Origin of the sequence: Streptomyces sp. NPDC001351 (genome assembly GCF_042896045.1) — a bacterium.
Lineage (GTDB): Bacteria > Actinomycetota > Actinomycetes > Streptomycetales > Streptomycetaceae > Streptomyces.
In genome coordinates, this window is record NZ_JBIAWS010000005.1 from 15,785 (window position 1) to 35,357 (window position 19,573).

Genomic DNA, 19,573 nt, shown 5'->3' on the forward strand with positions numbered 1-19,573 from the left:
TGGCCGCCGACGCGTTGACGGTGCGTCAGCGACTTCAAGCCGTGACGTGGAGAACGGCCCATCTGGTGGTCCTCCCGGGGTGGCGGGAGATTCCGTGCCGGGCGGAGAGGGCGGCGACGATGCCGGTCCCGCGGCCGTTTTCGAGGAGCTCGGCGACGTGCGGGCCGCGGCGCGAGGACCCTTGTCGACGTACCGGCCCCGCGTCGGTGACCTCGACACGGAGTGCGTCGCAGGTGCCGTCCTCCGGCATGGACAGCCGCAGCACTGTCGGCGGCAGCGCGTGGACGATCGCGTTGGTGGTCAACTCCGAGATCACCAGGAGGGCGTCGTCGGCCGTCGACGTGGGCACCAGCCATCGGGCGAGAACGGCGCGCGCCCGTCGGCGTACGGCGGAAACGGCCTCGGGGACGTGCGGCACCCGGAGGTCCTCGATCCGGGTGGTCGGCTGTGTCTCGGCGTCAGGCGTGTGTGTGGCGGGGGTGCTCACCTCGGTCGCCTCCACTGGTCTTTGCATCTCGTGTCGCCGGGCGGCAGTGGGTCCGCGCCGCCGGTGGCGTGCGGGTCACTCGGCGGTGGCGAGGATCTGGGCCAAGGCCGTGACGGCCTGTTCGGCGTCGGGGCCCTCGGCGCGGACGGTCACGGTGCTTCCGAGGGTGGCCCCCAGGGCCATGACAGCCAGGACGCCGGTCGGATTGACCGTCCGGTCGCCGTATGCCAGCTGTACGGCACTGGTGAAGGTGGCCGCGGCCCGGGCGAGTCGGCCCGCGGGGCGAGCGTGCAGATTGGCGGGCAGGACCACGGCCGCCTCATGGCTGGACGGGGGCGTCGCGGTCGTGGTGGTGGACTCAGAGCTTGTGGACATGACGGGCCTCCTTGGCGGCGTCGGCGACGGTCTTCAGATCGGCGCCGGATGCGGCGGTGACGACGGCTGCGACGGCCCCTTCGACGAAGGGGGCGTCGACGATCAGCACGTCGGGGTGCGGATGGTCTTGCAGGACGGTGCGGGCGGTCAGGACGGAGCTGCCCAGGTCGGGCAGGACGACGACACCCTGACCGCGGTCGACACCCCGGATGGCGGCGAGGACGAGGTCGTAACTGGTGCCGATCCGGCCGTCGTCGGTGCCTCCGGCCGTGGCGAGGGGAACGGAGTCGGAGCCGATCTGCTCCACCAGCAGGCGAAGGCCCGCAGCGAGCTCGGCGCTGTGGGACACGAGTACGATGCCGACAGATGCGCTCATGAACAGCTAACGTAGATGTCGGAACAGCGTTCAGCAATAGTGAACCGAGGAGAATTTTTCGATGGTGCAGGCTGTGCAGCGAGCGGTGCAGATACTGCGGGAGCTCGCGTCCACCGGTCCGCGGCTCGGAGTGACCGAGCTGGCCGACCGCCTGGGCGTGGCCAAGCCGACCGTGCACGCGCTGCTGCGCACGCTGGAGGCCGAGGGTCTTGTGGTGCAGGACCGGGACAGTTCGAAATACCAGCTCGGCCCGGAACTGGTGCAGCTGGGCAATGCCTACCTGGACACCCAGGAGCTGCGTACCCGCTCGCTGACCTGGGCGGACCAGCTCGCGAACCGGACGAACGAGGCGGTCTGGGTGGCCGTGCTCACCGGCGACCACGTCCTCGTGGTGCACCATGCCTTCCGGCCCGAGGGCGCCGTGCAGATCCTCGAGGTGGGCGCGAGTATCCCGTGGAGCACATGCGCTCTGGGCAAGGCGATCGTGGCCTTCCTTCCGGCCGGCGAGCGTGAGCGGCTGCTCGCGGCCGAGCCGGCGGTGCTCACCGGCTCCAGCATCACGGCCCCGGAGGAGCTGGCCGGTCAGCTGAAGGAGGTCCTCAGGACGGGCTACGCGATCGAGGACCAGGAGTCCGCCATCGGCGACGCCGGTATCGCCTCTCCGGTTTTCGACCGCTCCGGCGAGGTGGTCGGCTCTCTCGGCATCGTCGGCCCCGTCGAGCGGATTCTGGCCGAATCGGCACGTCAGGAGCTTGCCGTCGCCGTCCGGGAGACCGCCCGCAACCTCTCCCGCGACCTGGGCGCCCCCCGCGGGGCCGCCGCGCGCACCACGCTCGGCTAGGCCCCGCCCGATCCAGGCCCCTCGGCGTACCGCCGTGGGGCCTTCTTCGTATCGGTCTGCTCGTCAATGGAGCGCGAGGGCTGTCGAACCTCTTGACAGGCCGGAAACGCGGGCTTAATTTCCGGAACAACGTTCATCCATAGTGAACGACCTGGTAGTCGGAGGCTAAAGCCACCACCTGGCTTCCCTCTCCCTTCACAGCCCGCTCCCCGCGGAGGAGGTGAGACGCCCGAGCCGCCGCTCGGCGCCGGGCGCCTTTCATGGAAGAAAACACCTACCCACAGAAGCTTCTGGCCGAGGTTCTGGGCACCGCGATGCTGGTGTTCATCGGCGTCGGTTCGGTTCCCGCGACTCTCATCGTCAACGGCAAGGCCCCGTTCACCTTCGCCGACCTGGGCATGATCTCGCTGGCGTTCGCCACGGTCGTCATCGCGATGATCTACGCGATCGGCCACATCTCCGGCTGCCAGATCAACCCGGCCATCACCCTCGCGCTCGCCGCGACGGGGAAGATGCCCTGGCGGGACGTCCCCGGTTACATAGCCGCCCAGGTCGCGGGCGCGGTACTGGGAGCCCTCGCGATCATCGGGGTGCTCGGCCACAAGGCCGTGACCGTCGGTCTGGGCATCGCCTCGTACGGCCCTCAAGTCAGCGCCGGGCAGGCCTTCTTCGCCGAAGCCGTCGGCACGGCCGTACTCGCCTTCGTCGTCTTCGGCGCGATCGACCGCCGTTCGGCCGGGGGTTTCGCCGGGCTCGCCATCGGTCTCGCCGTGTTCGCCGTCATCATGGTCGTGGGACCCGCCACCAGTTCCGCGATCAACCCGGCGCGTGTCGTCGGGCCCATGCTGGTCGGCCAGTTGTTCAACGGCACGGTCCACTGGAACCAGCTTCCGGTCTACCTGATCGGCGATGTCGTGGGAGCGGTCGCCGCCGGTTTCCTCTACGTCGCCCTGAACGCCCGCCGAGGCATCACCACCATCGCCGAGTCGACCCCCGAGCCCGTCGCAGCCGCCGAAGGAGCCCTGTCATGAAGAAGCTGATCAACGCCCCTGAAGCGGTCCTGGCCGACGCGCTGTCCGGGATCGCCGCCGCCCACCCCGCACTGAAGGTCGACGCGGAGCACAGGGTGATCACCCGCGCCTCGGGCACCAAGCCGGGCAAGGTCGCCCTAGTCTCCGGCGGCGGTTCGGGGCATGAACCCCTGCACGGCGGCTTCGTGGGACGGGGCATGCTGGACGCCGCCTGTGCCGGTGAGGTGTTCACCTCGCCCGTGCCCGGCCAGATGCTCACCGCGGCCCAGGCCGTCGACGGCGGCGCGGGCGTGGTGTTCATCGTGAAGAACTACACCGGCGACGTCCTCAACTTCCAGATGGCCGCCGAACTCGCCGTCGAGGAGGGCATCACCGTGGAGACGGTCCTGGTCGACGACGACGTCGCCGTCCAGGACTCCACCTATACGGCCGGCCGCCGGGGCACCGGCGCCACCGTGTTCGTCGAGAAGATCGCCGGGGCGCTCGCCGAGCAGGGCGCCGACCTCACCGCCGTCGCCGAGATGGCCAAGCGGGTCAACGCCTCCTCCCGGTCCTTCGCCGTGGCGCTGACCGCGTGCACCACGCCCGCCTCCGGCAGGCCGGGCTTCGATCTGCCCGAGGACGAGATGGAGGTCGGCGTCGGCATCCACGGTGAACCCGGACGGCGCCGCGAGAAGCTCCGTCCGGCCCGGGAGATCGTGGCCACCGCCCTGGACGCCGTCCTCGGCGACCAGCCTCTCGACGCCGGTGACGAGACCATCGTCATGGTCAACGGTCTCGGCGGCACCCCGCTCATCGAGCTCTACGTGGTCTTCAACGAGGTTGCCGCCGCACTCGCGGACAAGGGCGTGGTCATCGCCCGCAACCTCGTCGGCAACTACGTGACCAGCCTGGACATGGCGGGTGTTTCCCTCACCGTGTGCAAGGCCGATGCCGACATGCTGTCCCTGTGGGACGCACCCGTGAACACCCCGGCTCTGCGCTGGGGCATCTGAACCGAGCCGGGGGCGGGGTGCGCCACCCGCGCGGGCCGGGACGGTGCCTTCCCGCTGCCACGCCGCCCGGACCGCACCCCGCGCGCCGCCGCCCCGGCCCCGGCTCACCACACCACCCGCCAACCCCGTACCGACCCCGAACGGAGACTCCGTGGACACCGACCTCGCCCGCACCTGGGTGCAGGCCATCGCAGCCGCCGTGGACCAGCACAAGGACCACCTCACCCAACTCGACTCGGCCATCGGCGACGCCGACCACGGCACCAACATGCACCGCGGCTTCTCCGCCGCCGTCACGGCCCTGGCCGACTACGAGCCGGACACCGTGGGGGCCGTACTGGTCAAGACCGGCACCACCCTCATCTCCACCGTCGGCGGCGCCTCCGGACCGCTGTACGGCGGCGCCTTCCGTGCCATCGGCAAGGCCCTGGACACCGCCACCGCCGACCCGCAGCAGCTCGCCGCCGCTCTGGCCGCCGGCCTCGCGAGCATCGAGAAGCTCGGCGCGGCCGCACCCGGCGACAAGACCATGATCGACGCCTACACCCCGGCGCTGGCCGCCTTCCGGCAACAGGCCGACGCCGGGGCCGACTTGGGCGCCGCGGCAGCGGCCGCCGCCGACGCCGCCGAAGAGGGCATGCGCGCCACCACCCCGATGCAGGCACGCAAGGGCCGCGCCTCCTACCTCGGCGCCCGCAGCATCGGCCACCAGGATCCCGGCGCCACCTCCACCGCCCTGGTCTTCCGCGCCCTCGCCGAGACGCTGGGGGCCCGGTGACCGACCGCCGCACCTTCACCGGGCACGCCGCCGCACCCGGCACAGCCCTCGGCGTTCTCCACCGCACCGACCGTCCCTTCACGAGAGGAGCATTGCCCCACCGCGCAGGCGGCGATCCCACCCAGCAGATCACCGACGCCTTCGACGCGGTCGCCCTCCGCCTGCTCGAACTGTCGACCTCGCTGCGCGCACAGGGCAAGGACGAACAGGCCGACATCATGGAGGTCAACAGCTACATCGCCCAGGACCCGGATCTGCGCGACCAGGCCGTCAAGGCAGCGAAGGACGGCCGGCCGGTACCCGTCGCCGTCCGGCAGGCCATCGACACCTACGCCAAAACCATCGCCGCTCTGGACGACCCCAACCTCGCCGAACGCGCCGCGGACGTACGGCAGGTCGGCCGGCGCGTCCTCGCGCACCTCCACGGCGACACGGGGCCGGCCCCGGACCAGCCCCTCGTCCTGGTCGCCCGTGAAATCGGCGCCGCGGACCTGCTGGAACCCGGCCGGACGGTGACAGCCGCCATCTCCGTGACCGGCGGCCCGAACTCCCATGCCGCCATCGTCGCCCGCTCGCTGGGCGTCCCCTTCCTCCTTGCCGTCGACCCGCGGCTGCTCGACCTGCCGGACGGGCGGGAGATCCTGCTCGACGCCGATCAGGGCAGCGCTGTCGCCCACCCCGACGACGAGGAACGCGCCAGTGCCCTACGAGCGATGGAGGCCGCCCGGACCCGCAGGCTCGCCCTCGCCGAGGAGCGTGACCTGCCCGCCGAGACACTCGACCGCCACCGCATCGTGCTGCGGGCCAATGTGGCCACCCCGGCCGAGGCCCGCGCGGCCCTGGCCACGGGCGCCGAAGGTGTCGGCCTGCTCCGCACCGAACTCCCCTTCCTCAACCATCGCGCCTGGCCCACCCGCGCTCAGCACGCGGCGACCCTCGTCCCCGTCCTGCGCGCACTCACCGGGCAGGTCGTCACGGCGCGCACGCTCGACTTCGCCGACGACAAGCTGCCGCCGTTCCTCGCCGAGAGCCGCGAGGACGGGCGGCTCGGGCGCGGCCTGCCCCTCATGCTCGCCCAACCGGACGCATTCGCCGACCAGTTCCGCAGCCTGCTCGGTGCCGGCGCCGGCACGGACCTGCGCATCATGATCCCCATGGTCGCGAGCGTCGGGGAACTGCGCGCCTGCCGACGCCTCCTCGAGACCGCGGCCACCGAAGCCGGCGTCCCGGTGCCACCCCTGGGCATCATGGTGGAACTGCCCGAAGCGGTCGCCGCCGCCGACGACCTCGCCCGCGAGGCCTCCTTCTTCTCCATCGGGAGCAACGACCTCACCTGCCAGATCCTGGGCCTGGACCGGCGCGACCCCGCCGCCACCCCCGCCATGGCGGCACACCCCGCCGTACTCGACGCCATCGCCCGCGTGGTCGCCGCCGCCCACCGCCACGATCGCCAGGTCTCCGTCTGCGGCGACGCCGCCGCACACCCCCTGGTGACCCCCCTCCTCATCGGCCTCGGCTGCGACAGCCTCTCGGCCGGCCCCGCCGCCCTCGACGAGGTCCGGTCCCGCATCCGCCGCCTGCGCCACGACACCTGCGCCTCCCTGGCCGCCGTCGCCCTCACCCGCGAGACGCCCGAAGAGGTCTGGCGACTCGTCGAGCAGTGCTGTCAGCCGTCGCTGCCCTGGGACGAACGCGCCTGAACCGCGAGGGGGGCGAAGTCGTGCATTTGTTGTGAGACTGCTGTGGAGCAGTGTGGCGATGTTCTGGTTTGATGCCCCACGTGTCGCTGCACGAACTGCGCATGACGGTGCTCGGCGAGGTCGGCGCCGGCTTCCGGGCCCAGCCGCTGGAGCTGGGCGGGCGGCGGCAGCGTGCCGTGCTCGCCATGCTGATCGTCGCCCGGGGCTCGGTCGTCACCCGTGACCGGCTGGTCGAACGGGTGTGGGGCGGCACACCGCCGCCCAGTGCGGCCGCCTCGCTGCACGCCCATGTCTCCCATCTCAGGCGCTGCCTCGAACCGGACCGGGAGGCGAGGGCGCGCGCCGGAGTCATCGTCAGCGAGGGAGCGGGTTACGCCTTGCGGCTGCCGGACGACGCGGTGGACGCCTGGCGGTTCGAGGCGGCGCTGCGGTCCGCCGCCGTCCACTTGGACCAGGACCGGCCCGCTCAGGCGGTGTCCCTCCTGGAATCCGGGCTCGCCCTGTGGCGGGGCCCCGCCTACGCGGAGTACGCCGCCGAGTCCTGGGCGCGCCCGGAGGCGGTGCGTCTCACGGAACTGCGTGAGCTGGCCCGCGAGCGCCTGCTCGCCGCCCGTCTCGCCCTCGGCGAGGACGCCGTACTCGTCCCCGAACTCGAATCCCTCGTCGCTCAGGACCCGCTCCGTGAGGAACGCCGCCGTCTTCTCGCCCTCGCCCTCTACCGCGCCCACCGCCAGGCCGACGCCCTGGAGACCCTGCGCCACGGGAGGAAGGTGCTGCCGGCCGGGTCCTGCGCTCCAGGGACGGCTCTGGGCGACCTGGAAGCCAGGATCCTGGCCCAGTCCCCTGAGCTGGACGCCCCACCCCGACCGATGGCGGACACCGCCCCTGCTTCGTCCGGCACGTCTTCTCCCTCAGGGCCAGGGTTCGTCCCTCGCCCCGCCCCACGCACCGACGTACTCGTGGAGCGGGATCTCCAGATCTCCGAGCTGCGCGACAGCCTGCGCGCGGCGATGGACGGCAGACCCGCCGTCGTGCTCATCGAGGGCCCGGCCGGCATCGGCAAGAGCCGTCTGCTCGGCGAGGTCTCCGAACTGGCCGCCGGGGAACGCGTCCTGACCCTCACCGCCAGGGGCAGTCAGCGGGAGAAGGACTACGGCTTCGGGGTCGTACGCCAGTTGTTCGAGCGGGTGGTGAGCGGCAGTGAGGAGTCCCTCCTCGCCGGGGACGCCGTCGCGGCGGGCGCCGTCTTCGGGGGGATACGGGGGCAGCAGCCGCAGAGTTTCGCCGTGCTCAACGGCCTGTGCGAGCTGACGCGGAAGCTGGTACGAGCCCGTGGGCCGCTGGTGCTGGCCGTGGACGACGTGCAGTGGTGCGACAGCGGTTCGCTGCGGTTCCTGGCGTATCTGGCGGGCCGGCTCGAAGGGCTGCCGGCGCTCATCGCCCTCACCCTGCGGACGGGGGAGCAGCAACACGGCGAGGAGCTGCCGGGAGCGCTGACGACAGATCCCGAGGTGGTGCGGATCAGGCCCACTCCGTTGACGGCGAGCGGGGTCGCCGGACTCGTACGCCGGACGCTCGGTGCGGAACCCCAGGAGGAGTTCACGGCGGCCTGCCATCGCGCCACGGCCGGAAACCCGCTGCTGCTGCGGCAGTTGCTGCGGGCACTGCATGCACGCGGGACACGGCCCGACGCCGCGCACACCCGGGAGGTCGCCGAGACCGGGGCGCGCGCGGTGTCCGGGCTGGTCCTTGGCCGGATCGCGCGGCTGCCCGAAGGCGCACGGGCCGCCGCGCAGGCCGTCGCCGTGCTGGGAGACGGGGCGGCGACGCTCGCCGAGATCGCGGCGCTCATGGAGAGGCCGGAGACGGAGGCGGCACAGGCGATCGTGCCGCTCGTGCAGGCCGACATCCTGCGCGACGGCCGACCCCACGCCTTTGTCCACCCCCTCGTCGGAGACGCCGTCTACCGCGAACTGCCTCCCGGCGAGCGGCAGTTGCGGCACGAACGGGCGGCCCGCGCGCTGTCCGCCGCGGGCGCACCTCCGGAGCGGACAGCGGCCCAGCTGCTGCTCGCCCCGCACCGGGGCGACCCGGGTGTGGTGGACATCCTCTGCGCGGCCGCCCGTGAGGCCGCCGGCCGGGGCGCCCCCGACGCCGCCACCACCTACCTCACCCGCGTTCTCGACGAACCGCCCGCCCCCGAACGCCGCCCCGAGGTGCTCCTCGAACTCGGGCGCGCCGAGATGCTCGGCAACGGCCCGGCCGCCGTGGACCATCTGCGGCAGGCCTACGACACCCTCGCCGACCCGGAACGCAGAGCGGTCGCCGCCCTGCTGCTCGCCCGGATCCTGGTCTTCGCCGGCGGGCACGGCCAGGCCACCGAGTTCGCCCGCCGGGCAGCGGCGGAACTGCCCGCCGAGCTGAGCGACGAACGGCAGGGGCTGCTGGCGCTGGAGCGCATCAGCGGGTTCATGCACGGCCTGGACCAGCGACTGTGGCGCACCGTCGAGGACCCCGTCGTCGAAGGCGAGGGCCCCGGCGCCCGGATGCTCGCCGCCAACCTCGCCCGGGAGGCCGCCTCGGACGGCAGCAACCGGGCCCGGGCCGTCGAACTGGCCCGCTTCGCCGTCGCCGACGGAGTGCTCCAGGCCGCCGGGGAGGAGATGCTCTGGTACACCGCCGCCATCGTGCTGCACCTCGCCGACGAGGAGGTCGGCGAGCTGTGGGACGCGGCGGTGTCCCGCGCCGTCGAGCGCGGCTCGCTGTTCTCCGTGCTCGCCACACACCTCTGGCGCGGCTTCACCCAGTGGAACCACGGGGACCTGAACGCGGCACGGCAGTCCCTGGAGACCGCGGTCGGACAGTCGGAGATCTGGGGTCTCGCGCCCGGGGCCCCGCAGGGCCGCACCTTCCTGACCGCCGTCCTGCTGGACCTCGGCGACACCGCGGCGGCTCGCGCCAGTCTGGAGCGGATGCGCGGCTGGATCCGGGGAACGGAGGGGCAGCGGCTGCTGGGGGAGAGCGAGGCAGGCGTCCTGAACGCGGAAGGCCGCTACGAGGAGGCGCTGGCCGCCCTCGACGGCGTGGGGCACCTCCAGCCCGCCGTGGCCAACCCGGCGTGGTGGCCGTGGTCGTTGCTGCGGGTGCGCGCACTCGCGGGGGTCGGCCGACGGGCCGAGGCGCTGGCGCTGGCCGAGGAGCAGCTGACGGTCGCCCGGGGGTGGGGTGCTCCCAGCACACTGGGGCGGATGCTGCGGATCGTCGGACAACTGCGCGGGCCCGAGGGCGAGCCTCAACTACGCGAGGCGGTCGCCCTCCTGGCGCATGGCCCGGCACGGCTGGAGTACGCCCGCGCGCTGTACGCGCTCGCCGCACACGCCCCGGAGGACGAGGCCGGCTCCTTGCTGGGCCGGGGGCGGAGCATCGCGCGGGAGTGCGGGGCGGCGGGTCTCGCGGAACACGGACTAACAGGCGTAGGTGAAGCTGGTCGAGGCCGTCAACCGGTCCGGCGAGAGCACGTCGAGGGTGGCGGTGGCCTTCATGGTGCCGCGGCCGTCGAAGCTCCAGCGCAGCACGACCTCTGAGCTTGTGACGTTCCTGCCGACCTCCTGATGGAGGACGGCCGACGCCGTGCCGTCGCTGCGCTTCCAGCGGTAGTCGACGGTGCCGGCATGGCCGTCCGTCTTGAGGACTCCGGTGACGACGACCGTCTTCGCGCAGTGCCCGGCCTCGGGTGCCGTCACCGTGGCGTCCAGCACGTTCAGCGGTGACCCGGCCGCCGTGCAGGACCGCATGGCCACGACGACGGCCACGACGACCGCGACCACCACCAGCAGGAACCGCAGTTCGCGTCGCCACCACGGCCGGGGCCGGCGAGCGGTTACGGCGGACGGCACCTCCGGGGTGACCGTGCCCCGCCAGATGCCCGTCGCGCGGTTGTCGGTGGTGCCCGGCGCACCGGGCACGCCGGGCCCGAAACGGGTCTCGCCCTCCGCCGCTTCCGAGGGCGGAAGATGCAGCGTGGCGGCGGGATCGGTCGGCGGGAGGGTGGCGGTGAGGTCGAGGTCGCCGGAGTGGGACTCCGGGTCGGTGCGGGCGAACCGCAGTCGGGGGTCCTCGGAGGGTGTGCTCATCGGGGCGGGTCGCAATCGACGGGAGCCGCGGTGGACTGGAAGGAACCGTTGCCGGAGTCGGCGGCGGGATCGGTGGTGACCCTGACGCCGAGGTAGTCGTAGCGCGTCGGGACGGGGAAGGCGTGGGTGTAGCGGCCCGAGATCTGCGTCTTCCCCTTGGGCAGTGCGACCGGGTCGGTGGCGACGACGGTGCCGACGGCGCCGGCCGAGTCGCTGACGTACCAGCTGAGGTAGAGCGTGCCGTCGGCGGCGCCGTCGGTCGTCACGCTGACGGAGGCCACGATCGTGCAGGTGGCCGAGGTCGGGCCCACCGCGTTGATCTGTGCCGAGGTGACGTCGAGGGTGGGTGTGGGTGTGGGCGTGGGGGTGCCGCCGCCGCTCGTGGAACCACCGCTTGTCGTCGTCCCGCCGCCGCTGGTGGAGGAACCGCTCGTGGTCGTACCGCCGCCGGAGGTGCTGCCGCCGGTGGTCCCGCCGCCGCCCGTGCCGCTCGTACCGCCGCCCGTCGTGGACGTCGTCCCGCCTGCCCCGGACGATCCGCCGCCCGTGCCACCGGACGTTCCGTCGGCACTGGGCGAGGCGCCGCCCTTCCCGGACGCCGACGCGGAGGGCGCATCGCTCCCGGAGGGTGACGCGGAGCCGTCCGGCGCCGAGGGGCTGCCGTCGGGAGAGTCGGCCGACCCGGTCGGACCGGTCCCGTCGCCGGAGTCACCGGACCCGGCACCGTGCGTCGTGCGGTGCCCACCGCCCCCACCCGTGGCGACGGCCGTCACCGCGACCCCGCCGACCACCAGCACGACCCCCGCCGCCACTGAGGCCAGGACCTTCCCCCTTCTGCCGGGCAGCCGACGGGCGCCCGACCCGAGGGTGGTCGTGGCCAGGGCAGTCGTGCCCGAGGCCGTACCGTCCGCGAGCGGGAAGAGCAGGAGGAACAGGGCAGCAAGGGCGGCGAGTTCGCGTCGGCCGTTCTCCTCCCACTCCTCTCCGTACGCGCCCGCCGCGACGGCCTCGAGCTCCTCGACGAACGCCGCCGCGCTCTCCGGGCGCTCCTCGGGCGTCTTGGCCAGGCCCCTGCGGATCAGCGGGCGCACCGGTTCGGGAGCCAGCTCGGCCGGGATCGGTGCCTCGATGTGCTGGACGGCCAGCTCGGCCAGCGTCTGGCCCGGATACGGCTTCATGCCGGTCAGGCACTCGAAGAAGGTCGCGGTCGCCGCGTACACGTCCGTGGCCGGCCCGGCCGCACCGCCGGTCCACTGCTCGGGCGCCATATAGGTCGGCGTGCCCGAGGCATTGGCGGCCACCCCGCTCGGCACGGCGATCCCGAAGTCCACCAGCTTGGAGGAACCGTCGGCGGCGACCAGGACGTTGTCCGGCTTGTAGTCGCGGTGCACGACACCTTCCGCATGGGCCGCCGCGAGGCCGAGCAGCGACCCCTTGAGCACGACGAGCGCGGCCTCGGGGGTCGTGGCGCCGTGCTCCCGCAGCAGCTTGCGCAACGGCACGCCGTCCACGAGCTCCATGACGATGGCGGCACCGCGCGGACTCTCCACGTACTCGTACAGCGCCACGACATGAGGGGAGCGCAGTTCGCCCAGCAGCCGGGCCTCGGTGCGGAAGACCTCACGGAAGGCGGGGTCGTCACAGAGCTGTTCGGCGAGGTACTTGATCGCCACGTGGGTGCCGGTGGTGTCGTGCGTGGCCAGGACCACCCGGCCGCTGGCCCCCGAGCCCAGCTCCTTGATCTGTGTGTAGCCGGGGACCGCCCACGGGCCCCCACCGCGTATCGCTTCGCTCATGTCCTGTGCGTCCGGCCCGTCCCCCGGACCGCCCCCGTTCGTGCTCTTGCCGTGCCTCTGCCTCGTGATGCATCTGCCTCGTGATGCGTGTGCTCCCTCTGGGAAATGGACGATGCACCATCGGCCTTGCGAACCGCTTGCAAGCCGATCGCAAGTCGGGCGTCGGATTCTCCTCCCGACGGTTAGTCGTACGCCGATCACACAGGGGGGAATCGGCGTACGACGCCGTCCTCGGAGGTGTCCCCGCAGGTCACGGCATGCAGGGACTGCCGGGCACGCCGGTGCTCCAGGCGAGCCGGGCTGTCGGCCGCAAGGTCGAGCGCCTCCCGGAGTTCGGTCGCGCCGTCGGGCCCGCGCGCCTCACCGAGCAGCCGCAGTACCCGGGCGACGGTGCCGGGCGCGCCCCACCTGCGGGCCATCAACAGCTGCTCCCGCGCGAGCTGTTCGGCCCGGTCCCGCTCATCCAGCCCGGTCAACGCCCGCACCCGCAGCAGTTCCCCGTCCCACCACACCGGGTTCACCACCTCGGGCTGGAGATGCCGTACGCCGTCCAGCACGGCCAGCGCCTGTGCGTACCGGCTCTCGGCGAGCAGCACGCGGGCCTCGCTCTCCCCGCGCAGCCGCGCCCCCTCGGCACCCGCGCTCCGCTGCCGCATCCGCTCAAGGCAAGCACGGGCCGCGCCGATGTCCCCGAGGTCGAGCAGCACACCCGTCAGGAAGGCCCGGCACTGCGGGGCCCCGGGCGTGACCCCCCACGCGCCGAACTCTTCCAGCGCGGCCTCCAGCGACCGGCGCGCCTGGTCCAGCTCGCCGTGCCGCCACCGGGTGAACCCCTGCCACAGATGCGCCGAGAGCGCCCCGACCAGCGACCCCCGCTGCCCGGTGTACGTCAGCGTCTCGTCCCACAGCCGCCTCACGTCCTCGCCGGCCAGCTGCAGCACAACGCCCGCGGTGCACCAGGAGAGGATCTCGCCGCTGTGCAGCAGGACACGTTCGGTGAGCGCGAAGCGGGCGGAGGCGACGGCTGCGGCGCGGTCGAGTGCCCATACGGTGGCCTCCCTCGCCGCCTCGGCGGAGAGCATACGGGCGCCGGGCCCCTCGCCCAGGGGAGGTGGCAGTCGACCGCCCGGTCCGTCGGCGCCCGCGGTGCGGAGCCCGTGCGCGAAGGCGCCGAGCCGGGCCAGGGCCACCAGCCCCTGCCACTCGTCGGCCCTGCCGTCCGCAGCGGCTCGCCCGGTGGGCGGCAGCTGCGCCGCCGCCCGTGCCGCGAACTCGGCCGCCTCACCGGGCTTGCCGGTGTAGATCAGCGTCTGCGCGAGCAGACGGGCGGCGCCCGCGGCCGACGGTGACGTCTCGTACGCCTCCCGCAGATGCCGGGCCGCCGCCGGCCCGTCGACGAGGGCTTCGGCGCGGCCGAGTTCCAGCAGCACTTCGGGCCGGACGTCCTGGGCGGGCGGTTCGAGCAGCGCCCGCGTGAGCAAGGTGGCGGCGGCGTCGTTGGCGCCGCGGGTCCGCGCGCGTGCCGCCGCGGTGCGCAGGACGTCGACCACCCAGGGGTCGCCGCGGTAGGGGACCAGGAGCAGATGCGCGGCGATCCGCTCCGGAGCCGCCCCGGCACGGTCGAGCAGCCGCGCCGCCCTTCCGTGCAGGGCCGGTCGCTCCCGCTGGGACACCGTCCGCAGCACGGCCTCGCCGGCCAGGGGATGGACGAAGTCCAACGGGTACTGGTCACGGACCACTTCGGCCCGCACCAGGGCCGCCGTCGCCGTGGCCACGTCCTGCTCGGACAGCTCCGCGAAGGCGGCGACCGCCGGCAGCGAGGCCCCGCCGCCGAGGACCGCGATCGCCCGTACGACCTGCGCGGCGGCGGACGGCAGCCGGTCGAGCCGCGCGAGCAGGAGGCCGGAGACGGCACGGATGCCGGCCTCCTCCACGACGCGCGGATCCGTCGCTTCTTCCGCCGTCTCCAAGGTTCCGAGGACGTGTGTCAGCAGCAACGGCAGCCCCGCCGACACCCGGTGGCAGGCCTGGACGACGTCCTCGTGCACCAGGGCGCCGAGCCGTCGCCGTACGAGCCGATCGACACCTGCCGCACCGAGTGGCTCCGGCCGGATGTGGACCACCGTCGGGTCCTGCACGATGTCGGCCAGGACCTGCTCGTTCTCGTCCACGGCAGGAAGTTCCCCGGTGCGCAGCGCGGTGACCACGAGAATCGGCAGGGTCTGAATGCGCGGCAGCAGATGGGCAAGGAAGCGCAGGGACGCCGTATCGCACGCCTGCAGATCGTCCACGAGGAGGAGCAGGGGACGCCGCGAGGGCTCGTCGACGGTGACCAGGCGCTCGGTCAGTCGGTACAGCGCGTGCAGAACGTCGAAGCCGTGCGGGCCGCCGGCGACCGGCGTCGCAGCGGTCGGCGGCACGCCGGCCTGCTGGGTGGCTTCCGGGCCGAGCAACTGTCGTACGGCGTCGTAGGGTTCACGCGGGCGAGCGGGCGAGGAAGCGTGCGCACCGCGCACCCGTACGCCCGACTCCCGGCCCAACCGGTCCGCCTCCGCCAGCAGTGCGCTCCGGCCGATCCCGGCGGGCCCCTGCACACACACCAGTCCACCGCGGCCGGCGACCGCGTCCGACAGACACTCCTGCAGTTCGGCCAACTCATGTCCCCGCTCGACGAGTTGGCCGGACGCGGAGGTGAGCGCCGACCCGGTAGCCGGTACGGGCACGGCGAGGCGCGGCGCCCGGGACAGGATCTCGGCCTCGACGCCGCGCAGGGCGGGACCGGGATCAATGCCCGTCCGGTCGGCAAGAGTGCGGCGGGCGCGACGCAGTACGGAGAGGGCCTCGGCCCGGCCACGGGCCCGATAGCAGGCAAGGGCCAGCAGGGACCAGCGCTCCTCGCGCAGGGGCTGTTCGGCGACGAGGTCCTCGGCCTCGTCGAGCAGGACCTCGCCCTGCTCGCCGCGCTCCAGGCGGGCCGCCAGGAGCCGCTCCCGTACCACCTCACGCAACTCCGCAAGGCGCGCCGCCTCCGCCCGTGCCCAGGCCGCGTCCTCGAATCCCGCGAAGGCCGGGCCCCTCCAGAGGGTGAGCGTCTCGGTGAGCAGGCCGACCCTCTCCGCCGCCGATGTCGCGGGCCGGCCGGCCTGGTCGAGCAGCGCTTCGAACCGCCAGGCGTCGACCTCGTCGGGGGCGAGGCGGATCGCGTAACCGGCGCCCTCCCGTACGAGGACGCTGCTGCGGGAACCGGTCGTACGGGCCGGGTCCAGCTCCCGCCGCAGCCGCGAGACGTACGCCTGCAGAGCACCGACCGCGCTCGGCGGCGGCTCCTCGCCCCACATGGCGTCGACCAGCCGGTCGCAGGTGACCACAGCGCCCCGAGCCAGCACCAGCAGCGCGAACAGCGCACGCGGCCGGGGCCCGCCGAGGCTCAGTGCCCGCCCGCCACGCGTCACGGTCAGCTCACCGAGAACACCGATCCGCAGCCCGGCGGCCTCACGGGGCTCCGGCCCCCGGGCGCCCGGTCTCGGCCCCTCACCGTCGGCGTGCTCCATACGCCCATAGTGCCCGGCATGCGCCCACCTGGATGCCTTTCCCGACGGCTCCGGCCGGGCGGTCCTGGCTGATCCCGAAGGCAACGAATTCTGCGTTCTGCCCAGCGAGTCCGACCGGGCCGCCATGACTTCCCGAGGCTCCGGAAGGGGCATGGGCCCCGCACGAGCCGCGGGGCCCACGGGGTCAGCAGCTGGAATTGGTCTGGGTGAGCAGGCCCAGCCGCCACGGCAGGCTGTTGTAGTCGCCGCCGGCGCCTGGGTCCTTGCCCTGGTACAGGTACTGCAGCTTGCAGGCCGGGATCGTGAGCGTCTGGTCGTAGCCCGCGCGGATCATCTCGCCGTGACTGATGTCCCGGCTCCAGGCACCGGCCGGGAACGTCACGTTGCTCGCCCTGGCGAACGGATTGCTCTCGGACGCGGCCAGCGGTGCCCAGGAGCCGGCGAGGCTGCTCGCGGACCAGGAGCGGAAGTAGCGCCGGCCGTCCGAGCCGATGGCCTCGATGAGCAGGAGGTACTGGTTGCTGCCCTGCACCTTGTACACGTTGCTCGCTTCGAACAGGGCGTACTTGTTGGCGTCCTGGGCCGCGATCACGGTGTTGGTGAAGCCGTTCGGGAACTGGCCGACGGTCGTCTGCGAGCGGTAGAGGTGTCCGTTGTCGTCGGAGGAGAACAGGTAGCAGTTGGCGCTGTCGCAGATCACCCACATGTCGACCCAGTTGCCGCCTCCGATGTGCTGCCGGATGACGTCCGGCATCGACGAGTAGAAGTTGCGGGGCGCGCTCCACCCGTTGGGATTGCTGATGTCGGAGTTGGTGGAGTACGAGGCGTTGCCGGTCTGGTAGACGAGGTACCAAAGGCGCTGCGGCGCGTAGTAGAAGACCTGGGGCGCGGCCCGGTATCCGGTGCCGATGGCGGTGCGGTCCAGGTAGTGGTGCGTGGCCGAGCCGGCCTGGGACCAGTCACTGAAGTTCAGGTACACCAGGCTGTACCCGGAGGAGCCGGCCACGCTGGCGAACACGTGGTACTTGCCGTTGTAGAAGACGACCGTCGGATCCTTGATCCCGGCGATGGTGTGGCTGGCGTCCGGTTTGGGGGCGATCAGCGGGCCGCTGGAGCTCCATGAGTAACGGCTGGGCAGGGCGGCGGCCTTGGCGGCGCCGCGGGTCGCGGCGGGCGTGCCGCCCATCGCCGTCAGCGTGGCGTTGTACGCCGGCTTCTTGTTGCCGTTGCGGTCGAACAGCAGGGGGTTGTCCCCGCTGCGCCAGGAGTCGCTGTCGCGGATGCCCCACACCGTGATGCCGTTGCAGCGCGGCACGTTCAGACAGGCCCGCACCGTGTTCGCGTACGCCGTCGGCGAGGCCTGCGCGATGTCCAGCTCGGTGATCTGTACGTCCACACCCAGGGCGGCGAAGTTCGACAGGGTCGTCTGGAAACTCGCCGGAGGGCCGCCGGTGCCGAAGTGCGACTGGAAGCCGACGCAGTCGAGGGGCACCCCGCGCGACTTGAAGTCGCGGACCATGCGGTAGACACCTTGGGTCTTGGCGTCGCTCCAGTTCTCGATGTTGTAGTCGTTGTAGCAGAGCTTGGCCGCCGGGTCGGCCGACCGTGCGGTGCGGAAGGCCTGCTCGATGAAGCCGTCGCCCAGCAGGTTCTGGAAGACCGAGGAGCGGTGCTGGCCGCTGCCGCCGTCGGCGAAGGCCTCGTTGACCACGTCCCAGGCGTAGATCTTGCCCTTGTAGTGGTTCATGACGGTGGTGATGTGGTTGTTCATCACGCTGCGGAGCGTGTTCGCGTCCCTGATGGAGCTGACCCAGCCGGGCAGTTGGGAGTGCCAGACCAGGGTGTGGCCGCGCATCCGCTGACCGTGCGCCGTGGCGTGGCTGACGATCTGGTCGCCGGGGCCGAAGTTGAAGTTGCCGCGGGACGGCTCCGTCGTGTCCCACTTCATCTCGTTCTCGGGCGTGATCGCGTTGAACTCGCGGTCCAGGATCCTGCCGTACGTGCTGTCGCCGAGCCGTCCGGCGGCCACGGCGGTCCCGAAGTACCGTCCGGACTGGGCCGCCTGGGCGCCCAGCGTGGATGCCTGGATGGTGGGGCCGGGCGCGCCGGACGCCGTCCCGGGTGTCACCAGGGCGGCCACGGCGAGCAGGCCTAAAACCGGGACTCGGCGACGGCCGAGCCACTTCAGTGGGTTCATGCTTCTCCTCGTGATCGGGATTGACGCGTTCATGACATCCGACATGTCGAACGACCGTCGACTTGTCGAGCATCTCGGATGATAGGGACGCCTTAAGACGCGTCAATCCCTCTCGCATGATTCGTCGCTGGCGTCGAAACATTCGAAGGCCGCTGTCCGGTCAGAACCTGCCACGCAAAGCTGCTTCGGCCATAAGTATTGACATCCTCGATGGCATGCCTAGGATCCGTGACTGCTTGAGTTTCGTAATGGCCAACGAAAGTTGGGGAGTCCACTCGGGGAACCCGCGCACCGCTGTGCGCGAGTTCATCGAGACGGCCGGCGCGATCAGTGCCGGGCGAACTGGACCTGGGTCGCTTGCGCGACGTCCGGCCGCAGGGCGATCCCGCTGACGGTCAGCTGTTGCCCGTAGACGTCCGTGACTCTGATCGAGCCGCCGCATCCGGCGCCGTCGGCGGAAATGAAGTAGTTGTAGTCGGTGCGCGGCAACTGCCGCCAGCCGCCTGACGTGCGGACCTCCAGCCGCGCCACCGGATTCCGGTGGCCGATCACCTGGATGCCGCACCAGTAGGGGCTGGACCCGGTCTTGTACCTGATCGACATCGTGCCGACCGTGCTGGGGCTCACCAGCTGCCAGGTGATCGGCAGCCGGCCGACCTTGAGGTCGGCGAGCTTGGCGAAGGCCTGCTGACTGAGGTCGAGTTGCCCGGGTGCGCAGGGCAGGGGGCATTCGTTGGTGATCCGTACGGTGACGGAGGCGCCGTTGGCCGCGTGGACGAGCACGTAGGCGCCGCAGGCCCTGGCCGTCTCGTAGTCGGTGGTGTTCATCGCGGCGATCATGAGGTCGGCGCTGGGTCCGAACAGACAGGCGCCGTTTCCGTCACCGGCCTCGTAGGCGGTGGCGACCCCGGTGTAGGTCGTGTTGGGCCGGATCCGTCCTGCCGGTGCTGCCGCGGTGGACGTCGTTCGCCGGGAGTGCGGGGTGCTCTTGGCCGACGGACGAGCCGAATGGGTGGTCGCAGCGGCTGTCGGCGACGGCGTGCCGGTCGTGGTCGGGGACGCCGACGTGGCCCCGGGGCGCGCCTCGGCCGAGTCGGCGGCCCTCACCTGGGTGGTGGCGGAGGGGGTGCCCGCGGCAGACACTCCATTCGCCCCGCGGCCGGGGACCACCCCCATGACCATGACGGCGAGAACGCCCGCGGCGGCCAGTGCCAATGTGGTGCCCAGCTGGAGTCGGCGTCTGTACCTGCGCTCCCGCTCGGCCTGCCTCGCTGTCTTCATACCTGTCCGTTCGGAAGAGGGAACCGATGGTG

The 19,573-nt window shown here is 72.3% G+C and carries 14 protein-coding genes and 1 pseudogene; 7 read left to right on the forward strand and 8 right to left on the reverse strand.

What is annotated here, in order from left to right; genetic code table 11:
• Positions 1-34: 34 nt before the first annotated feature.
• From ACFY1U_RS18980 to dhaM, 3 genes are all read right to left on the reverse strand, one after another.
• Positions 35-487: an ATP-binding protein gene (locus ACFY1U_RS18980; protein ID WP_390695251.1), complete on the reverse strand. Its 453-nt coding sequence runs from the start codon at positions 485-487 to the stop codon at positions 35-37.
• A 75-nt stretch (positions 488-562) separates the two neighbouring features.
• Positions 563-862: an HPr family phosphocarrier protein gene (locus tag ACFY1U_RS18985; RefSeq protein ID WP_390695252.1), complete on the reverse strand. Its 300-nt coding sequence runs from the start codon at positions 860-862 to the stop codon at positions 563-565.
• Positions 846-1,238 carry a dihydroxyacetone kinase phosphoryl donor subunit DhaM gene (gene dhaM / locus ACFY1U_RS18990; protein WP_390695253.1) on the reverse strand — a complete coding sequence of 131 codons (393 nt, stop codon included), beginning with the start codon at positions 1,236-1,238 and terminating at the stop codon, positions 846-848. The genes ACFY1U_RS18985 and dhaM overlap by 17 nt, the downstream gene beginning before the upstream one ends.
• 61 nt (positions 1,239-1,299) lie before the next feature.
• Here dhaM and ACFY1U_RS18995 point away from each other — a divergent pair, with 61 nt between their 5' ends.
• The 6 genes from ACFY1U_RS18995 to ACFY1U_RS19020 all read left to right on the forward strand — a co-directional run bounded on the left by ACFY1U_RS18995 (position 1,300) and on the right by ACFY1U_RS19020 (position 10,167).
• Positions 1,300-2,079 carry an IclR family transcriptional regulator gene (locus tag ACFY1U_RS18995; RefSeq protein ID WP_390695254.1) on the forward strand — a complete coding sequence of 260 codons (780 nt, stop codon included), beginning with the start codon at positions 1,300-1,302 and terminating at the stop codon, positions 2,077-2,079.
• Positions 2,080-2,339: 260 nt separating this feature from the next.
• Complete coding sequence (locus ACFY1U_RS19000; protein WP_390695255.1) at positions 2,340-3,110, forward strand: MIP/aquaporin family protein; 771 nt, start codon at positions 2,340-2,342, stop codon at positions 3,108-3,110.
• Entirely contained in the window at positions 3,107-4,105 is a 999-nt protein-coding gene (gene dhaK, locus ACFY1U_RS19005; protein ID WP_390695256.1) for a dihydroxyacetone kinase subunit DhaK, read from the forward strand. Before ACFY1U_RS19000 ends, dhaK begins: the two co-directional genes overlap by 4 nt.
• 151 nt (positions 4,106-4,256) lie before the next feature.
• The gene (gene dhaL / locus ACFY1U_RS19010) at positions 4,257-4,883 is read left to right on the forward strand and encodes a dihydroxyacetone kinase subunit DhaL (RefSeq protein WP_390695257.1); all 627 of its coding nucleotides are present in this window, start codon (positions 4,257-4,259) and stop codon (positions 4,881-4,883) included.
• Complete coding sequence (locus ACFY1U_RS19015) at positions 4,880-6,583, forward strand: phosphoenolpyruvate--protein phosphotransferase (protein ID WP_390695258.1); 1,704 nt, start codon at positions 4,880-4,882, stop codon at positions 6,581-6,583. Before dhaL ends, ACFY1U_RS19015 begins: the two co-directional genes overlap by 4 nt.
• Before the next feature lie 80 nt (positions 6,584-6,663).
• A complete protein-coding gene (locus ACFY1U_RS19020; protein ID WP_390695259.1) occupies positions 6,664-10,167 on the forward strand; it encodes a BTAD domain-containing putative transcriptional regulator in 3,504 nt (1,167 codons plus the stop codon).
• Here ACFY1U_RS19020 and ACFY1U_RS19025 read toward each other — a convergent pair.
• From ACFY1U_RS19025 to ACFY1U_RS19035, 3 genes are all read right to left on the reverse strand, one after another.
• The gene (locus ACFY1U_RS19025) at positions 10,048-10,716 is read right to left on the reverse strand and encodes a hypothetical protein (protein WP_390695260.1); all 669 of its coding nucleotides are present in this window, start codon (positions 10,714-10,716) and stop codon (positions 10,048-10,050) included. The genes ACFY1U_RS19020 and ACFY1U_RS19025 overlap by 120 nt on opposite strands.
• A complete protein-coding gene (locus tag ACFY1U_RS19030) occupies positions 10,713-12,512 on the reverse strand; it encodes a serine/threonine-protein kinase (protein ID WP_390695261.1) in 1,800 nt (599 codons plus the stop codon). The genes ACFY1U_RS19025 and ACFY1U_RS19030 overlap by 4 nt, the downstream gene beginning before the upstream one ends.
• A 197-nt stretch (positions 12,513-12,709) precedes the next feature.
• On the reverse strand, positions 12,710-16,063 hold the full coding sequence (locus ACFY1U_RS19035; protein WP_390695262.1) for a BTAD domain-containing putative transcriptional regulator: 3,354 nt from the start codon (positions 16,061-16,063) through the stop codon (positions 12,710-12,712).
• A 40-nt stretch (positions 16,064-16,103) separates the two neighbouring features.
• On the opposite strand from ACFY1U_RS19035, the pseudogene ACFY1U_RS19040 reads away from it, so the two are divergent.
• A pseudogene (locus tag ACFY1U_RS19040) lies at positions 16,104-16,196 on the forward strand (VOC family protein); the annotation flags it as partial.
• Between the two features lie 51 nt (positions 16,197-16,247).
• Here ACFY1U_RS19040 and ACFY1U_RS19045 read toward each other — a convergent pair.
• On the reverse strand, positions 16,248-18,260 hold the full coding sequence (locus ACFY1U_RS19045) for a non-reducing end alpha-L-arabinofuranosidase family hydrolase (protein ID WP_390695263.1): 2,013 nt from the start codon (positions 18,258-18,260) through the stop codon (positions 16,248-16,250).
• A 327-nt stretch (positions 18,261-18,587) separates the two neighbouring features.
• The gene (locus tag ACFY1U_RS19050) at positions 18,588-19,541 is read right to left on the reverse strand and encodes an expansin EXLX1 family cellulose-binding protein (protein WP_390695264.1); all 954 of its coding nucleotides are present in this window, start codon (positions 19,539-19,541) and stop codon (positions 18,588-18,590) included.
• Positions 19,542-19,573 lie beyond the last annotated feature (32 nt).

What these genes read in the sequence shown, in the direction of transcription:
- ACFY1U_RS18985 (WP_390695252.1), bottom strand. Translation starts at nt 862, where the DNA reads ATGTCCACAAGCTCTGAGTCCACCACCACGACCGCGACGCCCCCGTCC.
- dhaM (WP_390695253.1), bottom strand. Translation starts at nt 1,238, where the DNA reads ATGAGCGCATCTGTCGGCATCGTACTCGTGTCCCACAGCGCCGAGCTC.
- ACFY1U_RS18995 (WP_390695254.1), top strand. Translation starts at nt 1,300, where the DNA reads ATGGTGCAGGCTGTGCAGCGAGCGGTGCAGATACTGCGGGAGCTCGCG.
- ACFY1U_RS19000 (WP_390695255.1), top strand. Translation starts at nt 2,340, where the DNA reads ATGGAAGAAAACACCTACCCACAGAAGCTTCTGGCCGAGGTTCTGGGC.
- dhaK (WP_390695256.1), top strand. Translation starts at nt 3,107, where the DNA reads ATGAAGAAGCTGATCAACGCCCCTGAAGCGGTCCTGGCCGACGCGCTG.
- ACFY1U_RS19025 (WP_390695260.1), bottom strand. Translation starts at nt 10,716, where the DNA reads ATGAGCACACCCTCCGAGGACCCCCGACTGCGGTTCGCCCGCACCGAC.
- ACFY1U_RS19030 (WP_390695261.1), bottom strand. Translation starts at nt 12,512, where the DNA reads ATGAGCGAAGCGATACGCGGTGGGGGCCCGTGGGCGGTCCCCGGCTAC.
- ACFY1U_RS19035 (WP_390695262.1), bottom strand. Translation starts at nt 16,063, where the DNA reads ATGGAGCACGCCGACGGTGAGGGGCCGAGACCGGGCGCCCGGGGGCCG.
- ACFY1U_RS19045 (WP_390695263.1), bottom strand. Translation starts at nt 18,260, where the DNA reads ATGAACCCACTGAAGTGGCTCGGCCGTCGCCGAGTCCCGGTTTTAGGC.
- ACFY1U_RS19050 (WP_390695264.1), bottom strand. Translation starts at nt 19,541, where the DNA reads ATGAAGACAGCGAGGCAGGCCGAGCGGGAGCGCAGGTACAGACGCCGA.